This window comes from Amycolatopsis bartoniae, assembly GCF_014191255.1.
In the GTDB taxonomy this organism is placed as follows: Bacteria; Actinomycetota; Actinomycetes; order Mycobacteriales; family Pseudonocardiaceae; genus Amycolatopsis_E; species Amycolatopsis_E bartoniae.
Window position 1 is genome coordinate 103,667 of the sequence record NZ_JACHWH010000002.1, and the last position, 21,397, is coordinate 125,063.

General features: G+C 72.2%; 21 protein-coding genes. 10 read left to right on the forward strand and 11 right to left on the reverse strand.

The annotated features are described in order from the left end of the window. Positions 1–119: 119 nt before the first annotated feature. From FHX82_RS12355 to FHX82_RS12365, 3 genes are read left to right on the forward strand one after another with little or no spacing between them, the layout of a single operon-like run. Positions 120–1,202, forward strand: coding sequence for an AAA family ATPase (locus FHX82_RS12355; RefSeq protein WP_183176609.1), 1,083 nt, complete (start codon positions 120–122; stop codon positions 1,200–1,202). A 6-nt stretch (positions 1,203–1,208) separates the two neighbouring features. After that, positions 1,209–2,483, forward strand: a complete 1,275-nt coding sequence (locus FHX82_RS12360) for a DUF58 domain-containing protein (RefSeq protein WP_145936934.1) — start codon at positions 1,209–1,211, stop codon at positions 2,481–2,483. Positions 2,484–2,491: 8 nt separating this feature from the next. Beyond that, complete coding sequence (locus tag FHX82_RS12365; RefSeq protein ID WP_145936982.1) at positions 2,492–4,972, forward strand: transglutaminase TgpA family protein; 2,481 nt, start codon at positions 2,492–2,494, stop codon at positions 4,970–4,972. Positions 4,973–5,560: 588 nt separating this feature from the next. On the opposite strand, the gene FHX82_RS12370 is transcribed toward FHX82_RS12365, so the two are convergent. From FHX82_RS12370 to FHX82_RS12380, 3 genes are all read right to left on the reverse strand, one after another. Continuing rightward, positions 5,561–5,944, reverse strand: coding sequence for an SCO2097 family morphological protein (locus tag FHX82_RS12370; RefSeq protein WP_145936935.1), 384 nt, complete (start codon positions 5,942–5,944; stop codon positions 5,561–5,563). Between the two features lie 180 nt (positions 5,945–6,124). Next, positions 6,125–7,390, reverse strand: a complete 1,266-nt coding sequence (gene dinB / locus FHX82_RS12375; protein WP_145936936.1) for a DNA polymerase IV — start codon at positions 7,388–7,390, stop codon at positions 6,125–6,127. Positions 7,391–7,474: 84 nt separating this feature from the next. Then, on the reverse strand, positions 7,475–8,218 hold the full coding sequence (locus tag FHX82_RS12380; protein ID WP_145936937.1) for a methyltransferase domain-containing protein: 744 nt from the start codon (positions 8,216–8,218) through the stop codon (positions 7,475–7,477). Between the two features lie 63 nt (positions 8,219–8,281). Between FHX82_RS12380 and FHX82_RS12385 the strand changes: the two genes are divergently transcribed. From FHX82_RS12385 to FHX82_RS12400, 4 genes are all read left to right on the forward strand, one after another. Continuing rightward, positions 8,282–9,154, forward strand: a complete 873-nt coding sequence (locus FHX82_RS12385; protein ID WP_145936938.1) for a ParA family protein — start codon at positions 8,282–8,284, stop codon at positions 9,152–9,154. Beyond that, positions 9,141–9,944 carry a DNA-formamidopyrimidine glycosylase family protein gene (locus FHX82_RS12390; protein WP_145936939.1) on the forward strand — a complete coding sequence of 268 codons (804 nt, stop codon included), beginning with the start codon at positions 9,141–9,143 and terminating at the stop codon, positions 9,942–9,944. The genes FHX82_RS12385 and FHX82_RS12390 overlap by 14 nt, the downstream gene beginning before the upstream one ends. 504 nt (positions 9,945–10,448) lie before the next feature. Continuing rightward, positions 10,449–11,006 (forward strand): GNAT family N-acetyltransferase, encoded by a 558-nt coding sequence (locus tag FHX82_RS12395; RefSeq protein ID WP_145936940.1) that lies wholly within the window; start codon positions 10,449–10,451, stop codon positions 11,004–11,006. Positions 11,007–11,020: 14 nt separating this feature from the next. Next, the gene (locus tag FHX82_RS12400) at positions 11,021–12,055 is read left to right on the forward strand and encodes a quinone-dependent dihydroorotate dehydrogenase (protein WP_183176610.1); all 1,035 of its coding nucleotides are present in this window, start codon (positions 11,021–11,023) and stop codon (positions 12,053–12,055) included. Here FHX82_RS12400 and FHX82_RS12405 read toward each other — a convergent pair. From FHX82_RS12405 to rimO, 7 genes are all read right to left on the reverse strand, one after another. Continuing rightward, positions 12,027–13,199 carry an allophanate hydrolase-related protein gene (locus tag FHX82_RS12405; RefSeq protein ID WP_145936942.1) on the reverse strand — a complete coding sequence of 391 codons (1,173 nt, stop codon included), beginning with the start codon at positions 13,197–13,199 and terminating at the stop codon, positions 12,027–12,029. The two genes, FHX82_RS12400 and FHX82_RS12405, sit on opposite strands and share 29 nt — an antisense overlap. 134 nt (positions 13,200–13,333) lie before the next feature. Next, positions 13,334–14,236, reverse strand: coding sequence for a phage shock envelope stress response protein PspM (gene pspM, locus FHX82_RS12410; RefSeq protein ID WP_145936943.1), 903 nt, complete (start codon positions 14,234–14,236; stop codon positions 13,334–13,336). A 12-nt stretch (positions 14,237–14,248) separates the two neighbouring features. Further along, positions 14,249–15,091 (reverse strand): PspA/IM30 family protein, encoded by an 843-nt coding sequence (locus FHX82_RS12415; RefSeq protein WP_145936944.1) that lies wholly within the window; start codon positions 15,089–15,091, stop codon positions 14,249–14,251. Positions 15,092–15,327: 236 nt separating this feature from the next. Continuing rightward, entirely contained in the window at positions 15,328–15,756 is a 429-nt protein-coding gene (locus FHX82_RS12420; protein ID WP_145936945.1) for a helix-turn-helix domain-containing protein, read from the reverse strand. Between the two features lie 95 nt (positions 15,757–15,851). Continuing rightward, positions 15,852–16,316 (reverse strand): CinA family protein, encoded by a 465-nt coding sequence (locus FHX82_RS12425; RefSeq protein ID WP_145936946.1) that lies wholly within the window; start codon positions 16,314–16,316, stop codon positions 15,852–15,854. After that, a complete protein-coding gene (gene pgsA, locus FHX82_RS12430; protein WP_145936947.1) occupies positions 16,313–16,942 on the reverse strand; it encodes a CDP-diacylglycerol--glycerol-3-phosphate 3-phosphatidyltransferase in 630 nt (209 codons plus the stop codon). The genes FHX82_RS12425 and pgsA overlap by 4 nt, the downstream gene beginning before the upstream one ends. Then, positions 16,939–18,339 carry a 30S ribosomal protein S12 methylthiotransferase RimO gene (rimO, locus tag FHX82_RS12435; protein ID WP_145936948.1) on the reverse strand — a complete coding sequence of 467 codons (1,401 nt, stop codon included), beginning with the start codon at positions 18,337–18,339 and terminating at the stop codon, positions 16,939–16,941. Before rimO ends, pgsA begins: the two co-directional genes overlap by 4 nt. A 95-nt stretch (positions 18,340–18,434) precedes the next feature. Here rimO and FHX82_RS12440 point away from each other — a divergent pair, with 95 nt between their 5' ends. After that, entirely contained in the window at positions 18,435–18,947 is a 513-nt protein-coding gene (locus tag FHX82_RS12440; protein WP_145936949.1) for an amino-acid N-acetyltransferase, read from the forward strand. A 26-nt stretch (positions 18,948–18,973) separates the two neighbouring features. After that, on the forward strand, positions 18,974–19,621 hold the full coding sequence (locus tag FHX82_RS12445) for a hypothetical protein (protein WP_229881287.1): 648 nt from the start codon (positions 18,974–18,976) through the stop codon (positions 19,619–19,621). Here FHX82_RS12445 and FHX82_RS12450 read toward each other — a convergent pair. Beyond that, positions 19,618–20,217: a TetR/AcrR family transcriptional regulator gene (locus FHX82_RS12450; RefSeq protein ID WP_145936950.1), complete on the reverse strand. Its 600-nt coding sequence runs from the start codon at positions 20,215–20,217 to the stop codon at positions 19,618–19,620. The two genes, FHX82_RS12445 and FHX82_RS12450, sit on opposite strands and share 4 nt — an antisense overlap. 94 nt (positions 20,218–20,311) lie before the next feature. Here FHX82_RS12450 and FHX82_RS12455 point away from each other — a divergent pair, with 94 nt between their 5' ends. Next, positions 20,312–21,280, forward strand: coding sequence for an NADP-dependent oxidoreductase (locus tag FHX82_RS12455; RefSeq protein ID WP_145936951.1), 969 nt, complete (start codon positions 20,312–20,314; stop codon positions 21,278–21,280). Positions 21,281–21,397: the final 117 nt, after the last annotated feature.

Here is a 21,397-nt window from a genome sequence, read left to right on the forward strand (position 1 = left end):
AGGCTCGTACGCGCCGCCGGACCCGGCTGTGAGACGCTTCCGCGCCACCACTCGTCCGGGGGCGTGCGGATCGCTCCGCACCCACAGCACGCACGACGGTTTCACCACCAGGAGGTCGAGTGACGTCGAGGACCCAGCCCGCGACCCCCGGCGAGTACACCGGCGAACAGCCGGGACAGGCGCCGTACTACGCGTCCGGCGCTACCGCCTACAACGGGCACGGGACAGTCTCCCTCGACGAGCTGCACGACACGATGCGCCGCATCGCCGGCAACGTGGAACGCGTGCTCGTCGGGAAGCCCGACGTGGTGCGGATCGCGCTCGTCACCCTGCTCGCCGAGGGCCACCTGCTGGTCGAGGACGTGCCCGGCGTCGGCAAGACGTCGCTGGCGAAGGCGCTCGCGCGCTCCATCGACTGCACGGTCAGCCGGATCCAGTTCACCCCGGACCTGCTGCCCAGCGACGTCACCGGCGTGTCGATCTACAACCGGCAGACCGGCGGGTTCGACTTCCGCCCCGGCCCGGTGTTCGCCAACATCGTGGTGGGCGACGAGATCAACCGCGCGTCGCCGAAGACGCAGTCGGCGCTGCTGGAGTGCATGGAGGAGCAGCAGGTCACGGTCGACACCACGACCTACACCCTCGACGACCCCTTCATGGTCATCGCCACCCAGAACCCGATCGAGATGGAGGGCACCTACGCCCTGCCCGAGGCGCAGCGCGACCGCTTCACCGCGCGCGTGTCGATCGGCTACCCCGACCAGCAGGCCGAGCTGGCGATGGTCGACGAGCACTCCGGGCACAACCCGCTGGCCGAGCTGGAGCCGGTGTCCGACGCGGCCACCGTGGTCCGGCTGATCCGGCTGGTGCGCAACGTGCACATGGCGCCCGAGGTGCGCCGCTACGCCGTCGACGTCGTCGCCGCCACCCGCCAGGTGCCGGAGATCCGCCTCGGCGCCTCGCCGCGCTCCACGCTGCAGCTCGTGCGCGCCGCCCGCGCGCAGGCCGCGTTGTCCGGGCGCGACTTCGTGGTCCCGGACGACCTGCACGCCGTCGCGATCCCCGTGCTGGCCCACCGGCTCGTGCTCACCACCGAGGCGCACGCCGCGCGGCGTTCGGCTGTCGACGTCGTCCGGTCGGTGCTGCAGCGGGTGCCGGTGCCGCAGGGCGGTCCGGCGGTCAACGGCCAGGGCCGCCGGTAACCGGCCATGCTGCGGTCGCTGTCGGGGCTGACCACGCGAGGACGCTGCCTGCTCGCCGCGGGCGTGGCGGCGGCGGTCTGCTCGATCGTGCTCAACGAACGCGACCTGCTGCGTGTCGCGGTGTTCGTGGTCGGGCTGCCGCTGCTGGTGGCCGTGTTCCTCGCCGCGTCGCGGGTGCGCATCGGCGCCTCGCGGCGGATGCTGCCCGAGCGCGTCGCGGCCGGGTCCCACAGCGAGGTCGAGCTGGCGCTGTGGCGCAACGGCAAGCTGCCCTCGGGTGAGGTGCTGCTCGAAGACGGCGTGCCGTACGCGCTGGGCTCGCGGCCGCGGTTCGTGGTCGAGCGGCTGCCGCAGGGCCGGTCGGTGGCGCTGCGCTATCCCATCCAGCCGATGCTGCGTGGCATCCAGCAGGTCGGCCCGCTGCGCGCCACGCTGACCGACCCGTTCGGGCTGTGCGAGTTCGAGCGCGAGCTGATCGGGCACACCCGGCTGGTCGTGGTTCCGCGCGTGGTGTCGCTGTGGGGGCTGCCGAGCGGGGCCGGCGTCGGCGCGGGTGACGACGGCAGCGTGCGGCTGCACGCGGGCCAGGGCGAGAACGACGTGATCGTGCGCCCGTACCGCCAGGGCGACGACCTGCGCAAGGTGCACTGGCGCTCCACCGCGCGCCGCGACGAGATCATGGTGCGCCTCGAAGAGCGCCCGTGGCGGGGCGGCACCACGGTGCTGCTGGACCACCGCGCGGCCGCCCACCACGGCACGGGTCCCGCGGCGAGCCTGGAGTGGGCGATCTCGTTCGCCGCCAGCGTGTGCCTGCACCTGCGCAAGGCCGGGCACCGGGTCCGGCTGGTCACCGAGCACGGCAAGCTGCTCGCGGACACGCCCGGCGACGGCGGCGAGGGATACGACAACGTCATCCTGGACGCGCTCGCCGCGCTCCAGCCCGCGCACCAGCGGGATCTCACCACCGGGCACGACCCGGCCGAGGGGCAGGAGCTGATCGCGATCCTGGGCACGGTGAGCAACGAGGCGGTCCACGAGCTGACGCGGTTCCGCGCGCGCGGCACGCGCAGCCTCGCGGTGCTGCTGGACACCCCGGCGTTCTCGGGCGGCGTCACGGCGCCGGAGCAGCGCGCGGCGGCCACCGAGGAGTCGGTGGCGCTGCTGCGGGCCGCGGGCTGGGGCGTGGTGGTCGCCGAAGCGGCGGCCCCGATGCAGCAGGTCTGGGCCGAGCTGTGCCGCACCGGCGCGGGCCGGGGCGTGCTGCTGGGCGGTGCCCGGTGACCGCGACGATGCCCCGTCCCCCGGCGTCGGCTCCCCCGCCGGGCCGTCCCGAGCTGCACACCCCGTCCAAGCGTTACGTCCAGCCGCCGCCCGTGTGGCGCAGCTCGGTGCTCGCGCCCGTGGCGGCCGGCGTCGCCACGCTGTGCGCGTCGACGTCGCTGACCGGTGTGGTCGGCGGCGTCAGCTGGCTCGGCTACGTCACGGTCACCGTGGTGCTCGTCGCGTGCACGGGACTGGCGCTGCGTTCGATCCGCACACCGACGCCGGTGGTCGGGCTCGCCCAGCTCGTGGTGCTCCTGCTGCTGGTCACGGGCGTGTTCACCAGCAGCGGCGTGCTCGCGGTGCTGCCGGGGCCGGCCGCGTTCTCCGAGCTGAACGACGTGCTGATCGCCGCGTTCGACCAGATCCGCACCGGCCTGCCGCCGGTCGACCCGACGCCACCGATCCTGTGCCTGGTCACCATCGCGATCGGCCTGGTCGCGGTGCTGGTCGACACGCTCGCCGTCGCCGCGGCCGCCCCGGCCGCGACCGGGCTCGTGCTGCTGTGCGTGTACGCGGTCCCGGCGTCGCTGTCGGACTCGATGCTGCCGTGGTGGACGTTCCTGCTGGGCGCGTCGGCGTTCGCCGCGCTGCTCGCGGTGGACGGCAACCACCGGCACCGCCGCTGGCGCAACCGCGACACGCCGGGCGCGAACCGCTCCGCCGCGGCCGCGTCGGTGCCTGTCGCGGTGGTGGCGCTGGCGCTGGTGTTCGGCCTGGTGGCAGGCACGGCGATCACCGCGGTCGGCACGGTCGGGCGGCTGCCCGGCAGCGGCCGCAGCGGTGCGGGCTCGGGTTCGGGCGGCCTGGGCGTCAACCCGTTCACGTCGCTGCGCGGGATGCTCGACCAGGGCAACACCGTGGACCTGTTCCGGGTGAGCGGCCTCGGCAACGACAAGCGGCTGCTGCGGGCGTTCACGCTGGACACCTACCGGCCGAACCAGGGCTGGAGCCTGCCGGACGGGCCGATGCCCGCGGGTTACCCGGCCGACCAGACGCTGCCCGCCGCGCCGGGTGACGACGGCGCGGCCGAGTCGCGGCGGATCCAGATCGAGCCCGTGAACTGGGTGGACGTGTGGCTGCCGGTGTACGGCGCGCTACGGGGGCTGCAGGGCGTCACGCCGGGCTGGTACTACGACCCGGAGAGCGGCGCGGTCTTCAGCGAGCGCAAGCAGCACGTGGCGCCGTACACGGAGCTGGCGTCGCTGGCGGAGCCGACGAAGGAGCAGCTGGAGACGGCGTCGACCGGCGGCTCGCCGGTGCCCGCCGTGTACACGCAGATCAGCGACGTCGACCCGCGCGTGGTCGGGTTGACACAGCAGCTCACGGCGGGCGCCACCACCACGTTCGACAAGGCGACGGCCATCTGGCGGTACTTCACCGCGGAGAACGGGTTCACCTACGACACGCAGACGGCGCCGGCCACGGACAAGGACGCGCTGGCGGACTTCCTGCTCAACGGCAAGCGCGGGTTCTGCGAGCAGTTCGCGTCGGCGATGGCCGTGATGCTGCGGGTGCTGCACATCCCGTCACGGGTGGCGGTCGGGTTCACCACGGGCTACTCCGACGGCGACTACCGCATGATCACGTCGCAGGACGCGCACGCGTGGGTCGAGGTGTACTTCGGCCCCGAGCTGGGCTGGGTGAGCTTCGACCCGACGCCGCGGTCCGACGGCCGCGGGTACGTGCCGCCGTACCTCCAGTCGGGCAGCGCGTCCACCGACCCGTCCGCCACGGACGACCAGGAAGTGCCGAGCGTCTCCACCTCGCACGCCCCCGCGACGGGCGCCCCGACGGCGCAGGACGACGGCACGGGCACGGCGGGCGACCCGCAGGCGTCGAGCCCCGGTTCCGCGCCGGGCTGGACGGGCTGGGGTGCGCTGGTGGTCGTGCTGCTGGCGGTCGCACTGACGGTGGCGGCGTTCGCCGGGGCGAGACTGGCCCGGGGCCGGTTGCGGTGGCTGCCGCTGGCGGCGGCGGGCGCGTGGATCGTGGCCGTGCTGCTGAGCGCGTGGCTGATCCACTGGGCGCTGTCGCTGATCCTGCTGGTCCTCGCGGCGGCGGTGCTGACCCCGGCGATCCTGCGGGAGCTGGCCCGGCGCCGGCGCAGACGGGCGATCGAGTCCCGCACGCCCGGCGCGGCGGACGCGGCGTGGGCCGAGCTGCTGGACGAGTGCGCCGACCGGGGCCTCCCGATCCCCCCGTCGGACACGGTCCGCGTGGCGGCGCAGAAGGTCGCCCAGCAACACCACCTGGACGAAAACGGGCAGGACCACCTGCGGACGGTCGTCGGCGTGGTGGAGCGCTCTTGGTACTCGCCCGGAGGGGTGCCGGAGGGCCAGGGGTTCGCGTCGGCGTTCGACGGGGTGCGGGAGAGCCTGCGGCGGAACGCGCCGATGTCCTGGCGGGGAAGGCTGTTCCCGCGGTCGGTCTTCCGGAAGCGGGGTTGAACAACCCCAGAGTTAGGTGGTCATCCCGTCGCCTGACACCGGGGGATCACTTTGAGCCAGGCGCGCAACCCTCGTGCTCGCGTGAGCTGACATGCCAAGCTTGCGGGTCTGGCTCAAAGTGATATGCACAAACCGCAGGCGACGGGATGATCACCCAACTCGACCACCTGCATGAGGTGAGATCCCTTTGGGCCCCATCATCCTGGAGCCTGCCCGCCGGCGAGGCATCTTTTGATCTTTGAAGCCGCGCTGCGCGCGTGAGCCGTGGTTGGCTTGGGTGCGGACTTGACCGGGCGCTGGGCGCCCTCGTCTGCCCGGCCACCCCCGCCCCATCCCCTGATCGTTTAACGGTTGACTTGCCGCCTCAAGGGCGCCTGCGGCGTCGCTTCGCGATCGCTGCGCGACCCTTGACCCGGCAAGCCAACCGCTAAGGCAGCTGGGGATCGGGGACGGGGGAGGTCCGGGCGTGTGCCGGGCTTGGTTTCGTCGCCGGGTGGCCGTGGCGTGGTGGGGGGCGCTCAAACCCTTGTGAAATGCCGGTAGCCGGTTCCGTTGTGTACAGAACCGGCTACCTGCTGTGAGACCTACCTATTGGTCCTCGAAGCGTTGGCGGAAGCGTTCTTCCATCCGCTGGGTGAAGGAGCTCTTCGCCCTGCTCGCGCCGTCCTTGGCTCCCTTGCCGCCTGCGGGGCCGCGGCCTCCCATGACGGCCAGCACCACCCCGAGGAACATCACCAGGAATCCGAGCACGCTGGCCAGCGGGATCTGCGCGACCCACAGCGCCCTGACCATCACGCCCACCACGAGCAGTGCGACCCCGACTACGAACAGCGCGATCCCCTGGATTCGGCGGCGGCGGGCGGGCCGGCGGAACCGGGCACCGCGCACCGTTGACGCGAACTTGGGGTCCTCGGCATAGAGCTCGCGCTCGATCTGGTCGAGCAGCCGCTGCTCATGCTCGGAGAGTGGCATCTTTCCTCCTCCGGCACAGCTGTCACGGGCGCCGGGCCGCGCAACGTCCTGGACCCAACAATGTCACCCCGACCGGGGTGTCTCCCCCCAGGATACGAGTCCCACGCGCGGACGACTACCCGATCCCGCTCCCAAGCTGTGCCCCGTTCGGTTCTTTCGTACGATCCGGCACCCTCACTGTCACGTCGGGCCACGCCGCTGTGGTTCACCCGAGCCGGGTGCCAGCAGCGACGCGGGGCGGATGGCCGCCGACCCGAACCGGGAACGGGCGACGTCCGCCGCGACCTCCGCGTCCCGCCATCGCGGCTCCTGGCGCTCGAAACTCAGCTGCTCCGGCGCGTCGGCTCCGGCGAGCCCTTCGACCCGCACCCCGAGTAGCCGGATCTCCGCCCCCGAAACCGCCTCCGCCAGCAAGGCCACGGCCGTGGCGTGGATGACCCGCGCGACGTCCGTCGGCGACGGCAAGGTCCTCGCCCGGGTGATGGTGCGGAAGTCCGCGAACCGTACCTTGATCGACACCGTGCGGCCCCGCACCTCCTTCGCCCGCAGGCTCGCCGCCACCCGCTCCGACAGGCGCAGCAGCTCCCGCTCCAGCAGTCCCCTGTCCCGCTGGTCCGTGTCGAACGTGTGCTCCGCCCCGATCGACTTGTCCACGCTCTCCGGCACGACCCCGCGCTCGTCCTGCCCGTTCGCCAGCGCGTACAGGTGGTCCGCCGCCGCGTTGCCGACCGCCCGCCGCAACCGCGGCAGGGGCGCCGTGGCGACGTCCGCGATCGTGTTCAGCCCGAGCCGCCGCAGGCTCTCCTCCGTGCGCTTGCCGACGCCCCACAACGCCGAGATCGGCAGCGGGTGCAGGAACTCCAGCGTCTGGTCCACCGGCACGACGACCACCCCGTCCGGCTTCGCCATCCCCGACGCCAGCTTCGCGATGAACTTGACCCCCGCGACTCCCACCGAACAGGTGATGCCGTGCTCGGCCCGCACGCGCTCGCGGATCAGCTCCGCCAGCTCGGCCGGCGTCGCCCGCAACCGCCGCAGCGCCCCGCTCACGTCGAGGAACGCCTCGTCCAGGCTCATCGGCTCCACCAGCGGCGTCAGCTCGCGGAAGATCGTCATGACGCCCTTCGACACCTCGCCGTAGAGCCCGGGCGTGGGCGGGATGAACACCGCTTGCGGGCACAGCCGCCGCGCCACGGCGGCCGGCATCGCGGCCCGGACACCGTACTCCCGCGCCGGGTAGTTGGCCGACGTCACCACCGACCGCGGGCCGCTCCCGGCCACGACCACCGGCTTGTCCACCAGCTCAGGACGGGTACGCAACTCCACAGCCGCGAAGAACGCGTCCATGTCCACGTGCAGCAGCCCGCATCCGGTGTCGTCCGGCACGTGCCGCGCGGAGACCCGGAACCGTTCGTACCCGGCGCGCAGGCCGGAGTTGTGTCCCATCGCAGGTCAGCCTAGAGCGACCCACCGACACGCCAGCCCCTCGCCCGACCACCGCCCCAGGTGGAGGCGCTTCGCGCCGCTGTGTCAGACGCGCCTCGCCAGCGCGTGCAAGCGCGTGGCGACGTCCCGCAGCGGTGAGACCATGCTCGCGGCCGTCTCGAACTCCGTCAGCTCGTCCGAGCTGAACTCCCCCGACTCCGCCTCGCCCAGCGAGTCGGACACCACGCCGTCGCCCTGCAGCAGCGCCAGCTCCAGGCCCGCCGACTCCAGTAGCGTCCGCAGGCCCTCGCTGTCGAAGCGGCGCAGGATGCTCTCCCCATCGTCGGGCAGGACACCGTCGGTGCCGGTGAGCAGGTGCCGCGCCTCAGTGAGCCGCCCGGCGAGCGCGCGGTGCAGCACGGCGGCGAAGCGGTTGGCGGCCAGCACGGACACCGCGCCGCCCGGGACGACGGTGGCGGCCAGCGCGGCGGCCGCGCGGTTCGGGTCGTCGACCACCTCGAACAACCCGTGCGCCAGCACCAGCTCGGCCGAGCCCTCGCGTACGTGGTCGCGCAGCGCGTCGGTGTCGTCCGCCACCACGTCGATCCGGTCGGCGACCTCGCGCTCCCGCGCGCGGCGGCGCAGCGTGGCCAGCGCGTTCTGGTTGGGCTCGACCACGGTCACCCGGCAGCCCGCGGCCGCCAGCGGCACCGCCCAGACGCCCGTGCCGCCGCCCACGTCGACCACGTGCGGCTCGGCCGTGCCGCCCGCCCGGACCCGGGCCAGCTCGTCCTCGAGTACCCGCCAGACCGCGCTCGAGCCGCGTGCCGCCCCGATCTCCGTTCGCATGGTGGGACAGCGTAATAAGACAGGCGGCGCGGTGCGTGGCCGCACCCGGCTACCCTCGGAGACGTGCACACGGTCGCCGTACTCAGCCTCAAGGGAGGCGTCGGCAAAACAACGGTCGCGCTGGGCATCGCCTCGGCCGCGATGCGCCGTGGTATCCGGACCCTGGTGGCCGACCTCGACCCGCAGGGCAACGCGACGGCCTCGCTGGACCCGCCGTACACCGACGCGACGCTCGCCGACGTGCTGGAGAACCCGCACCGCTCGGTGCTCGCCAGCGCGATCGGCGTGAGCACATGGAGCGAGGACGTCGACGTGCTGGTCGGCTCCGAGGACCTGGAGGCCCTCAACGAGCCCGGCCCCGACGAGCAGCGGCTGACCAGCCTGTCGCGGGCGCTGGACGAGCTCGACGAGGCCCCGCCGCGCGGCAGGCCGTACGACCTGGTGATCCTGGACTGCCCGCCGTCGCTGGGCAGGCTCACGAAGTCGGCGCTGGTGGCCGCGGACAGTGCGATCCTCGTCACCGAGCCCACCATGTACGCGGTCGCCGGGGCGCAGCGTGCGCTGGAGGCGATCGAGACGATCCGCGACGAGCACAACCAGGAACTGCGCGCGGTCGGCGTGCTGGTGAACCGGCTACGCCCGCGCTCGCACGAGCACCAGTTCCGTATCGCGGAGCTGCGGGAGTCGTTCGGCGCGCTGGTGATGCCCACGGCGATCCCCGACCGCCTCGCGATCCAGCAGGCGCAGGGCGCGTGCAGCCCGATCCACGAGTGGCACTCGCCGGGGGCGCAGGAGGTCGCGCTCACGTTCAACATGGTGCTGGCCAAGATCCTGCGCTCCACCCGCGCGGGACGGCACCGCATGGACCCCGAGCCGGAGACCGAGGCCGAGACCACGGGTCCGATCGAGGCGATCCGCACCGATGCCCGAGGGTGACACCGTCTTCCTGGCCGGCAAGCAGCTCGACCGGGCACTGGCCGGGCGCACGCTCGTCAAGACGGACTTCCGGCACCCCGCGCTGGCCACCACCGACCTGTCCGGCCGCACCGTCCTGGCCGTGCGGACGGTCGGCAAGCACCTGTTCACCCGGTTCTCCGGCGACCTGAGCCTGCACAGCCACCTGAGGATGGACGGCTCGTGGCAGCTCTACCGGCCGGGCGCGCGGTGGCGCCATCCCGCGCACCACGTGCGGGTGGTCCTCGCGGCCGAGGAGATCCAGGCCGTCGGGTTCCGTCTGCACGACCTGGAGCTGCTCCCGACCGGGGAGGAGTCCCGGCTCGTCGGCCACCTGGGGCCGGACCTGCTGGATCCACAGTGGACGGACGAGCACGCGGAGCGGGCGGCGGCCGCGCTGATGGAGCAGCCGGACCGCGAACTGGGCCTCGCCCTGCTCGACCAGCGCGTCATGGCGGGCGTCGGGAACCTGTACAAGTGCGAGATCGCGTTCCTGCTCGGGGTCACGCCCTGGGTTCCGGTGTCCGAAGTGGACGCGGGCAAGACCGTCGCGCTCGCCCGGAAGCTGTTGCTGGCCAACGCGTGGCGTCACGAGCAGAGCACCACGGGTGACACCACGCGCGGCAGGCAGAACTGGGTGTACGAGCGTTCCCGGCAGGGCTGCTTCCGGTGCGGTGGGCTGCTGCGGGTGGGCACGCAGGGACACGACGTGCAGCAACGGCCCACCTGGTACTGCCCCCGCTGCCAGCGCGGACCCGCTCCCGCAAGGTGAAATTAATGATGTTGCGAGCGGCCCCCGGGCAGGCATAACTTGGCAGTACACGAGAAAGGAGGTGGTCCGAAGTTGATTAACTACAGGACTCGTGAGGTGGCTGTCCGCTAGCGGACCGAAGCTGCGAAAAAGCTCGTGACGGCGGGTGCCGTCACGAAGTGCCGCCCTCCGTCGACCGCCGCCCGGCGTCCGGAGGCGCGACAGGACAGTAGAGGCCTGCGAGCGAATACCAGGCAGTCCCCGGACCCCCGGCGTCCCGAGCAAGTCCGGCTCGGGCCGGCAACGGCTGACGACGTTGCCGGAAAGCACGCCGGGGGTCTTCCTGTTTCGGACGGAAAACCGATCCGGACTTCCCGCTTTCCGGAAAGCGCAGGCGTTTCTGCCGCAATTACCGTCACTCCCGCGGGTGATGTTGCCGCACCGACCCGGCTTTTCCTAACACTTCGGTACTTCCCTTCCGGAAGCTTCCTGACGAGGCCCCTGCCTGCGGCTACGCTGCTGCCTGTGCTTCAGCCCACATATCCACTGAAGACGCCGCGGCTGATCCTGCGGCCGTTTACGAGGAACGACATCACGGCGTTCCACGCGATTTATTCGCATCCGGAAGTCGTCCGCTTCCTGCTGTGGGAACCGCACCGGCGCACCGAAAGCCGGCAGCTGCTGGAGAAGAAGGCGGAGCACACCACCCTCACCCGTCCCGGCCAGACGCTGTCCCTCGGGATCGAGCTCGTCGAGACCGGCGAGCTGATCGGCGACGCTTCGCTGACGTGGGCCAGCCACGAGCACGGCACCGGTGAGATCATGATCATCCTGCACCCCCGGCACCACGGGAAGGGCTACGCCGCCGAGGCCGCGACGGAGGTGTTCCGCCTCGGCTTCGACGAGCTGGGGCTGCACCGCATCTTCGGCCGGTGCGACCCGCGCAACATCGCGTCCGCGTCGCTGATGGAGGGCCTGGGCATGCGCCAGGAGGCCCACCTGCGCGAGGTCGAGCGCGTGAAGGGCGAATGGACCGACGAGCTGGTGTACGCCATCCTGGCCACGGAGTGGCAGAAGAGCTGAGCGAAGATGGGGGTGTGCTCTTCGAGAAGCTCCTCCGGCCCACCCTCTACCGCCTGTCCGGCGACGACCCCGAAGTGGTGCACGAACGAACCGTGCGCCTGCTGGGCCTGCTGCCCGCCGACCCGCCGCTGCTGCGCGGGCACTACGGCGTGGACGACCCGGCGACCGTGTTCGGGCTCCGCTTCCCCAACCGCGTCGGGCTCGCCGCCGGGATGGACAAGGACGGGCGCGCACTGCACGCGTGGCCGGCGCTGGGCTTCGGTTTCGTCGAGGTGGGCACCGTCACGCGGCTCGCGCAGCCGGGCAACCCGAAGCCGCGGCTGTTCACCCTCGCCGAGCACGACGCGGTGATCAACCGCATGGGGTTCAACAACTCCGGCGCGGACGCGCTCGCGGCCCGCCTCGCCGCGGGCGGGAAACCCGGGGTGCCGCTGGGGATCAGCATCGGCAAGTCCAAAGTGGTCCCGCTGACCGAGGCCGTGGCGGACTACCGGTACTCGCTGCGGAGCCTGTACCCGTACGCGGACTACTTCGCGGTGAACGTCAGCTCGCCCAACACTCCGGGCCTGCGCGAGCTCCAGGACAGGGGCGCGCTTTCCGAGCTGCTGGGCGAGTTGCAACGCACGTCGCGGGAGCTGGCGACGGGCGAGCCCACTCCCCTGCTGGTCAAGGTCGCCCCGGACCTGACGGACAGCGCGCTCGCCGAACTCCTCGAAGTGTGCGACGAGCACGGCGTGGCGGGCGTGATCGCGACGAACACGACGCTTTCCCGCGCAGGCCTCAGCGGCCTCGAAGCGGTGGTGGGCCGGGAAACCGGCGGATTGTCCGGTGGTCCGCTGACCGAGCGGGCCCGCGAAGTGGTGCGGTTCGTCCACACGCAGACCGGTGGCAGGCTGCCGATCATCGGGGCCGGCGGAGTCCTCAGTGGACAGGACGCGCGCCGGCTGCTGGACGCGGGCGCGAGCCTCGTCCAGGTCTACACCGGGTTCGCGTTGAAGGGCCCCGGGCTGGTCCGCGAGATCAACCGGACATTGGCCGGATGGCGGTGAGGTAGCGCAGGTACGCGCGCCAGTCGCCGAACTCGGTGATGTCACGACAGGAGCCGGCGGCCTCCGTGGTGCAGTGCAGCCCGATCGCGGTGTCGCCGTCTTCGAGTTCGATCTCGGCAGGCGGCTGTCCCGCGAGGAACTTTTCCAGCCCGGCCGGGGAGATCGTCCAGCGCTCGCCGGTCAGCACCGAGCCCTGGGCGGCAGGCAGGATGCCGGGCTGGTTCCCGGGCAGCGCGACCATCCGGTAGCGGGAGGCGGTGCGGGCCTCGCCGCGGAAACGGGCACCCAGCTCGACGAGCCGCGAGTTGAGCGGCTGTCCCCGCAGGTGCGCGCCGAACACGACGAGGTCGATTCCCGTTGCGGGGTAAGGGATCCTGAGTTGTTCGTCGTTGAGGTAGGCGGCGAGGTCGAGTGCGATCTGGTCGTCGAAGGGCCGGACGAGGATGTCGGCCGCGCAGGTGCTGACCGTGGTGAGCTCCAGCGAGCCGGCCGGGGCGAGGAGCGCGTCGTGCCCGGCGAGCGCGACGGCGGTTTCGACGGTGGCGCCACCGGCGAGCAGGTCGCCGACGGCTTTGCGGAAGGCCGGGCCGGCGCCGGGCCGGACGGCGAGGTGCGGCCGTTCCCCGGCGGACAGCCGGACGGACTCGGGCCACGGGCGGCTGGTGGGATCGTCCACGTCGGGTCCGGTGATGGCGGACAACACGGACTGTCCGTCGGCGACGGTCCGCGCCAGGACGCTGAGCCCACCGGGGACCAGCCCGGCGGTGGGGGTGAACACGAGCACACCGGGCTGCGCGGGGACGCGTTCTCCGATCGCTATGTCGACGAAATCACTGACGACGTCCGCGGGGGAGGCGGCCTCACCCAGGACGACGGCACCGGCTTCGATCAGCCGGCGGGTGGCGATGGCGTCGGGCGGTGCGACGGCGAGCAGCCCGGCCAGCGGCAGGGCCTCACCGGCGCGGACGCGGACATCGACGGCCTTGGCCTCGACGAGCACGTCCTCACTGGAGCGGAGGGTGGTCCACAGTTCGGGGAGGTCGGCCTCGCCGATACGGTCGTAGGCGGCGAGGACCTGACGGTGAGCACTGATCGGCGCCGGGGGTAGGGGCGCCGGTTCTGGGGGCAGCGGCAGCGTCTCCATCCTCTGACGGTAGGCACCGAAGATCCCGGACACCAGCAGGTTGGTGTTACACACAGGTATCGAGTGGTACCAGGTAGTACCAGAATGGGCGACCCGCGGTGGCGGTCAGGGCCCTGGACCCGAACGACCGGCTCTCAGGAGACTTCGCGCAGCGCGATCGCCAGCCCGGCGAGGCGGTCGGTCGCGTCGGTGAGAGCGTCCTTCGACTGGCGCAGTCCGCTGCCGCCCGCGGCGACCGCGTGGCCCGCGGCCGCGATGAGAGCGCCGTAGTCTTCGAGGCCGTCGTCGAGTTGTTCGCGCAGCGTGGCGATGGCCGACTGCAGGGCCTTGCGCTCCCCCGACGGCGCCGCGCGGCACGCCCGTTCCAGCGCCTGGATCCGCCCGGCCAGCGCCCGCAGCGCGGCCGCCGCCTCCGAGGCCGTCGCCCGGGCCTCGTCCACCGACTCGGCGGGCACCAGCGACGAGGGCGCCGCCAGCTGGCGCAGCAGCTCCGACAGCGAGGCCTCACACTCGGCGAGCCTTTCCATCGGCTGCCGCGCCGACGACCGCGCGTCCGGCAGCGGCGGCGGCGCCGTGCTGACCGGCAGCTCAACCCTGTGCAGCTGGCGCAGCCGCAACCCGGAACGGACCCCCAGCGTGCCGAAGATGATCACTCCCGCGATCCCCTCCAGCGCCTCGCTCGCCCCGCCGGGGCCGATCAGCCCGAACCCGGTGGCCAGCGAATACAGCACGCACAGCAGCGTCAGCACGAGCCACAACGTCAGCGCCCGGGACGTGCGCCGCTTGCGCCGTTCGAGCTTCGCCGCCGGCTCGTTCCACCTCGCCCACCGGGCCCGCGCCTCGGCGAACACCGGCACGGCCATCGGGGACACCGGGGGCGGCACCGGGCGGCGCAACGGGTTCGGCCGCCGTGCCGGCTCCTGCGGGAAGTACCGCTGCAGCTTCTCCTGAGCGCGCTGCGCGTAGTCGGGCAGGCGTTCGATGTGCTTCTCCAGCTTGGCGCTGAACTCGCCGAAGTCCCGTCTGCCCGACGCCATGACGCGCTCCGGTCAGTTCTGGTTCTTCTGCTCGGCCTGCACCCGCGCCTGGATCTCGCGCTGGATGTCGGCCGTCGGGGAAGGGGATGCCGCCTTGCCCTGCGAGCCGCCGTCGGTCACCTGCGCGACCGAGTCGCCCCGCATCGACGCCCGGATCTGCTCCAGCCGCGAGTGGCCCGCCAGCTCGGTGGTGGCCGACTGGACTTCGAGCATCCGGCCCTGGACCGAGTTCTGCGCCAGCTCCGCCGCGCCCAGCGCGGTGGTGTAGCGCTTCTCGATCTTCTCGCGGACCTCGTCCAGCGACGGCGTGTTGCCCGGCGCGGCCAGCTCGGACATCTGGTTGAGCGAGGCCGACACCTTCTCCTGCATCTTGGCCTGCTCCAGCTGCGACAGCAGCTTGGTGCGCTCGGCCAGCTTCTGCTGCAGCATCGTGGCGTTGCGCTCCACGGCCTGCTTGGCCTGCGCCGCCGCCTGCAGCGACTGGTCGTGCAGCGTCTTGAGGTCCTCGATGCTCTGCTCGGCCGTCACCAGCTGGGTGGCGAACGCCTCCGCGGCGTTCTCGTACTGCACGGCCTTCTGCTCGTCACCCTTGGCGCGCGCCTCGTCGGCCAGCACCAGGGCCTGCCGCGCGGACGCCTGCAGCTTCTCGACCTCCCCCAGCTGCCGGTTGAGCTTCATCTCCAGCTGCCGCTGGTTCCCGATCACGGCCGCGGCCTGCTGCGACAGCGCCTGGTGGTTGCGCTGCGCGTCCTCGATGGCCTGCTGGATCTGCACCTTCGGGTCGGCGTGCTCGTCGATCTTGGACGAGAACGCCGCCATCAGGTACTTCCACGCCTTGATGAACGGGTTGGCCATCTGCTCCGCCTGCCTTCTTGCGTCCCACTGTCGAAAGTCTGTCCGGCCTGGGGCGTTGCTCCCCTCTTGATCCAGCAACGTCCCGGCCTCGGTGCGGGTTCCATCGTGTCAGGTCGGCGCCCGCTCTTCCAGGCGACCCGGGGGGATTTCAGGGACTACCCGGAGACCGGTCACCGGAAAGACACCGAGGCCACCTCCCGGGAAGGAGGTGGCCTCGGGCACGAGAACCTGGGGAACTAGGCCGCGACCATCTTCGGCGCGCGGATCGTGGTGCGCAGGGCCGGGCCCATGCGCTGGCCGGAAACCCGCAGGTCGGCCAGGTCGTTGCCGATCACGCCGTCCACCATCCGGCCGCCTTCCAGCCTGCCCGCCTCGCGGCGCTCGGGCTGCTCGGCCCGGTCACCATCAGGCAGCGCGACGTCGACGGTCTCGAGCGCCGAGATGTCGGCGGCCACGTTGTGCAGCAGCTCACCGAGCGGAAGCTCCAGCGCCTCGCAGATGGATGCCAGCAGCTCGCTGGACGCCTCCTTCTGCCCCCGCTCCACCTCGGACAGGTACCCGAGGCTCACCTTGGCGGCGCGGGAGATGTCGCGCAGCGTGCGACGTTGGTTCGTGCGGGCATGCCGGAGCCGATCACCGATCGCCTCACGCAACAGCACGGTCATCACGCGCCTCCCTTCCTGGTACCGACCACGTTACCCAGACCGAGCCTCCCAGTGCAGCGGTTGACACGGCCGTACGCCAAGGGCGAACGCCTGGCTCAGGCCAGATGTTCCCCCAGTAGGAGCAACGCGGCGCGGACGGATTCGGTTCGGACCAGTGCCCGATCGCCCTCGAACCAGTGCGTCCGCACGTCCCGCACCCCGGCACCGGCCAGCCCGATGTGCACCGTGCCGGGCACGACGCCGTCCTGCGGGTCCGGCCCGGCGACCCCGGTCAGCCCGAGGCCCCAGGTGGCCCCGCAGCGCTCCCGCGCGCCCTCGGCGAGCTGCGCGGCGACCTCCGGGTGCACCGCGCCGTGCTCGGCCAGCAGCCGGGAGTCGACCCCGGCGAGCCGGGCCTTGAGCTCCGTCGCGTACACGACCAGCCCGCCGCGCACCACGGCACTCGCACCAGGGACGTCCGTCAGGGTGACGCACACCAGGCCCGCGGTGAGCGACTCGGCGGCCGCGATCGTCTCGCCGCGTTCGGTCAGGCGGGTGACGAGCTGCCGGGCGAGGGTCACGGGGCCACGGTCCTGGTGCCCGAGGCGCGCAGCCGGACCGCCCGCACGACGTAGTCGGCGCCCGTGACCACGGTGAGCGCCAGCGCCAGCGCCATCAGTGCCCACGACACCGGGTCCGACCCGGCGGGCAGCGGCAGCAGGAACAGCACGATCGCGGCGATCTGCGTCAGCGTCTTGGCCTTGCCGCCGCGGCTGGCCGGGATCACGCCGTACCGGATCACCCAGAAGCGCAGCAGCGTCACCCCGATCTCGCGCACCGCGATCACGATCGTCACCCACCACGGCAGCTCGCCGAGCACGCTCAGGCCCACCAGCGCGGCGCCGATCAGCGCCTTGTCGGCGATCGGGTCGGCGATCTTGCCGAAGTCGGTGATCAGCCCGTAGCGGCGGGCGACCCAGCCGTCGACCTGGTCGGTCAGCGACGCGATCGCGAACAGCGCGGTGGCCACGCAGCGCCAGCCCGTGCTGGCCCCGCCGTCGACGAACAACGCCACGACGAACACCGGCACCAGCACCAGCCGCGACAGCGTCAGGAAGTTGGCGACGTTGAGGTTGGAGACCCGGGTCCGCGGGGGCACCGGGGTGGGCCGGCCGGTCTGCGCGGACTCGTCGGGCACGGCACTCATCCGTCGGCGTCCGGGCGCACGAGCAGGTCCACGCCCTCGCTGTCGACGACGCGGCAGCGGACGAACTCACCGACCGCCACGTCTCCCGCGTCGAGCACGATGCAGGCGCCGTCGACCTCGGGCGCCTGGTGGGCCGCGCGGCCGACCACCTCGTCCCCGGTCTCTTCCACGAGCACGTCGACCACCTCGCCGATGCGCTCCTCCGCCCGCTGGGTGGTCAGCTCCTCGGCCAGCGCGGAGATCTTCGTGACGCGCTCGGCGACCAGGTCCGGGTCGACCTTGCCGTCGAAGCCCTCGGCCTCGGTGCCGTCCTCGTCGGAGTAGCCGAACACGCCGACCGCGTCGAGGCGGGCGTGCGTGAGGAACCGCTCCAGCTCGGCGACGTCCTCCTCGGTCTCGCCGGGGAACCCGACGATGACGTTGGTGCGGATGCCCGCGGCGGGGGCCAGCTCGCGGATCTGGTCGATCAGCGCGAGGAACGAGTCGGTGGAGCCGAACCGGCGCATCCGCCGCAGCACGCGCTCGCTGGAGTGCTGGAACGACAGGTCGAAGTAGTCGGCGACGCCGGGCGTGGTGGCGATGGCGCGCACGAGGTCCGGCCGCGTCTCGGCGGGCTGCAGGTACGACACGCGCACGCGCTCGATGCCCTCGACCGCGGCGAGCCGGGGCAGGAGCCGCTCCAGCGCCCGCGTGCCGCCGTCCTCACGGCTGAGGTCCTTGCCGTACGACGTGGAGTTCTCGCTGACCAGGAACAGCTCCTTGACGCCCTGTCCGGCCAGCCAGGCCGCTTCGGCGAGGATCTCGTCGGGGCGGCGGGAGACGAAGGAGCCACGGAAGGACGGGATCGCGCAGAAGGAGCACCGGCGGTCGCAGCCGGAGGCGATCTTCAGCGCCGCCACCGGGCCGTCCTGCAGCCGCGCGCGCGGGACCCAGCCGTGCCCGGGCACAGTGACCTCGGCGGCCGCGCTGGACCGGTCGACGGGCGTGATCGGCAGCAGCTTGCGCCGGTCGCTCGGCACGTGGGACTCGATCCGGTGGCCGGACACGATCGACCCGAGCTTCTCCGCCAGGTCCGGGTAGTGGTCGAAGCCCAGCACCGCGTCGGCCTCCGGCAGGCTGTCGGCCAGCTCGGCGCCGTAGCGCTCGGCCATGCAGCCGACGGCCACGACCTTCGCCCCGGTGTCGGCCGCGGCGAGCAGCGTGTCCACCGAATCCTTCTTCGCGGACTCGACGAAGCCGCAGGTGTTGACCACCACGACGTCCGAGTCCTCGGGATCCTCGGTCAGCTCCCAGCCGCCGGCGGCGAGGCGGCCGGCCAGCTCCTCGGAGTCGACCTCGTTGCGGGCGCACCCCAGGGTCAGCAGGGAGACACGACGGGGTTCGGTGGCGGAAGACACGCCACTCAGGGTAGCTGGCGCGCGCGGGCGGCTCGGATGCGCAGGTGGCGCAACCCGGCGCGACGGCCCGGTCGCGCCCCGGTTACGGTCGATCGGTGCCGCAAGATCCTTCGTGCCGGGTCGGCATCCGCCGGGCCCGCATCGCCGACGTCCGCAAGATCAAGGCGCTCGTGGACGCGGACGCGGGGCGCGTGCTGCTGGAGAAGGAGCTCGTCACCCTGTACGAGGACATGCAGGAGTTCTGGGTCGCGGACTCCGGCGGCGAGGTGCTCGGGTGCGGGGCGCTGCACGTGTTGTGGGAGGACCTGGCCGAGATCCGCACGGTCGCGGTGGACAAGGCGGCCCGCGGGCAGGGCATCGGTCACCGGATCGTGGGGCGACTGGTCGACCACGCGGTGGAGCTCGGCCTGCGGCGGATCTTCGTGCTCACGTTCGAGACGGAGTTCTTCGCGCGCCACGGGTTCCGGGAGATCGACGGCACGCCGGTACCGCAGCAGGTGTACGACGAGATGCGCCGTTCCGTCGACCCCGGCGTGGCCGAGTTCCTCGAACTGCCTTACGCGAAGCCGAACACGCTCGGCAACGCGCGGATGCTGCTGGAGCTCTGAGCCTGATCGGGTCCACAATGGAGCGCATGAAGAGGGGGCTGCGCGGGAGCGTGCTGGCTTTGCTGGCCGTCGTGACACTCGCGATCCCGTCGGCGGCCGCGCTGCAGGCGCCGGTCGCCCCGCAGCAGGCGGCCCCGGTGGTGACGGCGCCGCCGGTCGTGCCGGGGTGCGAGCAGGGCTGCGAGACGGTGTTCTCCGCGGCGCTGCCGGGCGGGCACCGGCTCGACGGGTTGCAGCACGCGGGCGGCGGCAATGTCCTGGCGTACTGGAACGGCACGAGCCTCGTCGACACGGCACAGGTGATCGGCAGCGACGGGCACCCGTACGACGTGGTGACGGCAGGTGTGTGCGGCGCGGGGCACTGCTCGGTCGCGTTCGAGTACGGGGTGCACTCCGCGGCCGTGGCGTCCCTGCGGCTGGACACGAAGATCACCGTCGACGCCACCGTGGAGGGCGTCGCGTCGGACGCACGGGATCTCAATGGCGACGGCAGCCCCGACGCGTCGGTGCGGCAGAGCACGTACGTCCCCAGCTTCGCGCTCGCGCCGCTGTACTGGGAGACCTACGAGCAGCAGGACGACAAGCTGGTGCTCACGGGCTGCACGACGCCGGTGCAGGGCATGGAACCCGCGCCGACGGCGCTGGCGACGGGCCCCTGCCCGACGAACGTCTAGAACTCCGGCGCCGGCGGCGCCAGCGGGTGCGCTCCCTCGGGACGCAGCCCGTCGAAGATGATCGCCAGGTAACGGCGCCACAGATCGGGTGGCGGGTCCTTCACGTAACCGACCACGTGGTTCGGCGCGCACATCAGGAGCACGACGTCGTTGCCGGTGACGTCCGCCCGGACGGCACCCGCCTCGCGCGCACGGTCGACCAGCAGGCCGACCGTGCGGTACAGCCGCTCGCGGAGCGCGACCACCTCCGGGCCGGCGTCGTCGGCGTTCAGGAGGAACGACAGGTCGCGCTGCTCCCGCTGACCGCCCGCCACGGTGAGGAATTCCAGCAACGCCGCGGCGGGATCCTCCGCCGTGAGCAGTCGTTGCCCGACTTCGTCGAGTGCGCAGGCGTGCGTGCGCACGATCGCCGCGATCAGTTCGTCCTTGGTGGCGAAGTGGCGGAACACGGTGCCCTTCCCCACCCCGGCCCGGCGTGCGATGTCGGCGACCGAGGCGTCGGGGCCGCGTTCGGCGAACTCGGCCTCGGCCGCGGCCAGCAGCAGTTCGCGGTTGCGTGCGGCGTCGGCGCGCAAGGTCCGGGGAGGCGAGCTCACCCGGCAATCCTAGCAAGTTGACCGTGCGGTCCGTTTGTCTGTACGGTCGGAGCAGTCAACCTGACCAGCCGGTCCGTTTACTGGAGGAACTTTCGTGAAAGCCCTTGTCGCGACCAGGTACGGAGAGCCCGAGCAGCTCTCGTTCGCCGACCTGGATCTGCCCCGCCCCGGCCCGGGGCAGATCCAGGTGAAGATCGCCGCGGCCGCGATCAACCCCACCGACATCAGGGTGATCACAGGCGCCTACCGCGGGACCGCCGAGCTGGAGTTCCCCTACGTCCCCGGCAACGAGTTCGCCGGTACCGTCACCGAAGTCGGCGCCGGGGTGACGGACTACCAGGTGGGTGACGAGGTCTTCGGGCAGGCCCTGCCCCGGCAGCTGCGCCTCGTGGTCGCCGCCCGCCGTCCGTCACTGAGCACGGGCGCGCTGGCCGAGTACGCGGTTTTCGAAGCCAGCACACCACTGCTGGCGCATCGCCCGGCCGCCGTACCCGTCGAGCAGGCCGCCGCGCTGCCGATCGCCGGGATGACCGCGCTGGGGGTCATGACCCTCGCCGCGATCCGGCCCGGGGAGACCGCTTTCGTCATCGGCGCCACCGGAGGCGTGGGTACCGCGCTGGTCCCGCTCCTCGCCGCCGCGGGGGCCAGAGTCGTCGCGACCGGGGCCGCCACCGACCACACGGTCCTGCGGGAGCTCGGTGCCGACGAGGTCCTCGGATACGACGCGGCGGGCTACCCCTCGGGGGTCGACGCCGTCTTCGACCTGGTGCTGCCCCACGACCGCCTGTCCGCGGCGGCGGCCGCACTACGGCCCGGCGGACGGCTGGTGACGATCATCTACCCCGAGCCGGCGAAGGAACTCCTCGGCCGGGACGATGTGGACCTGCGTTACTTCATGGACATGGACGGCGAGATCGGCGGGATGCGCGAGGTCGCCGAGGCCGCGGAACGCGGTGTGCTGTCAGTCCGGATCGCCCGCCGCTACCGGTTCGAGGACGCGGTGGAGGCCGCGGTCACCTACGCCCGCGAGCACAACCTGGGGAAGGTCGTCGTGACGATGTGAGCCCGGCGCCGCGCGGGCCGTGACGAGTGGTTCCCGCGGTTGGGGGGTCCGGCCCGGAACGGCCAGGCCCGGTCCGCCTTGCCGGGATGCAACATTTCGTGCTTTAGTTGCATAGCC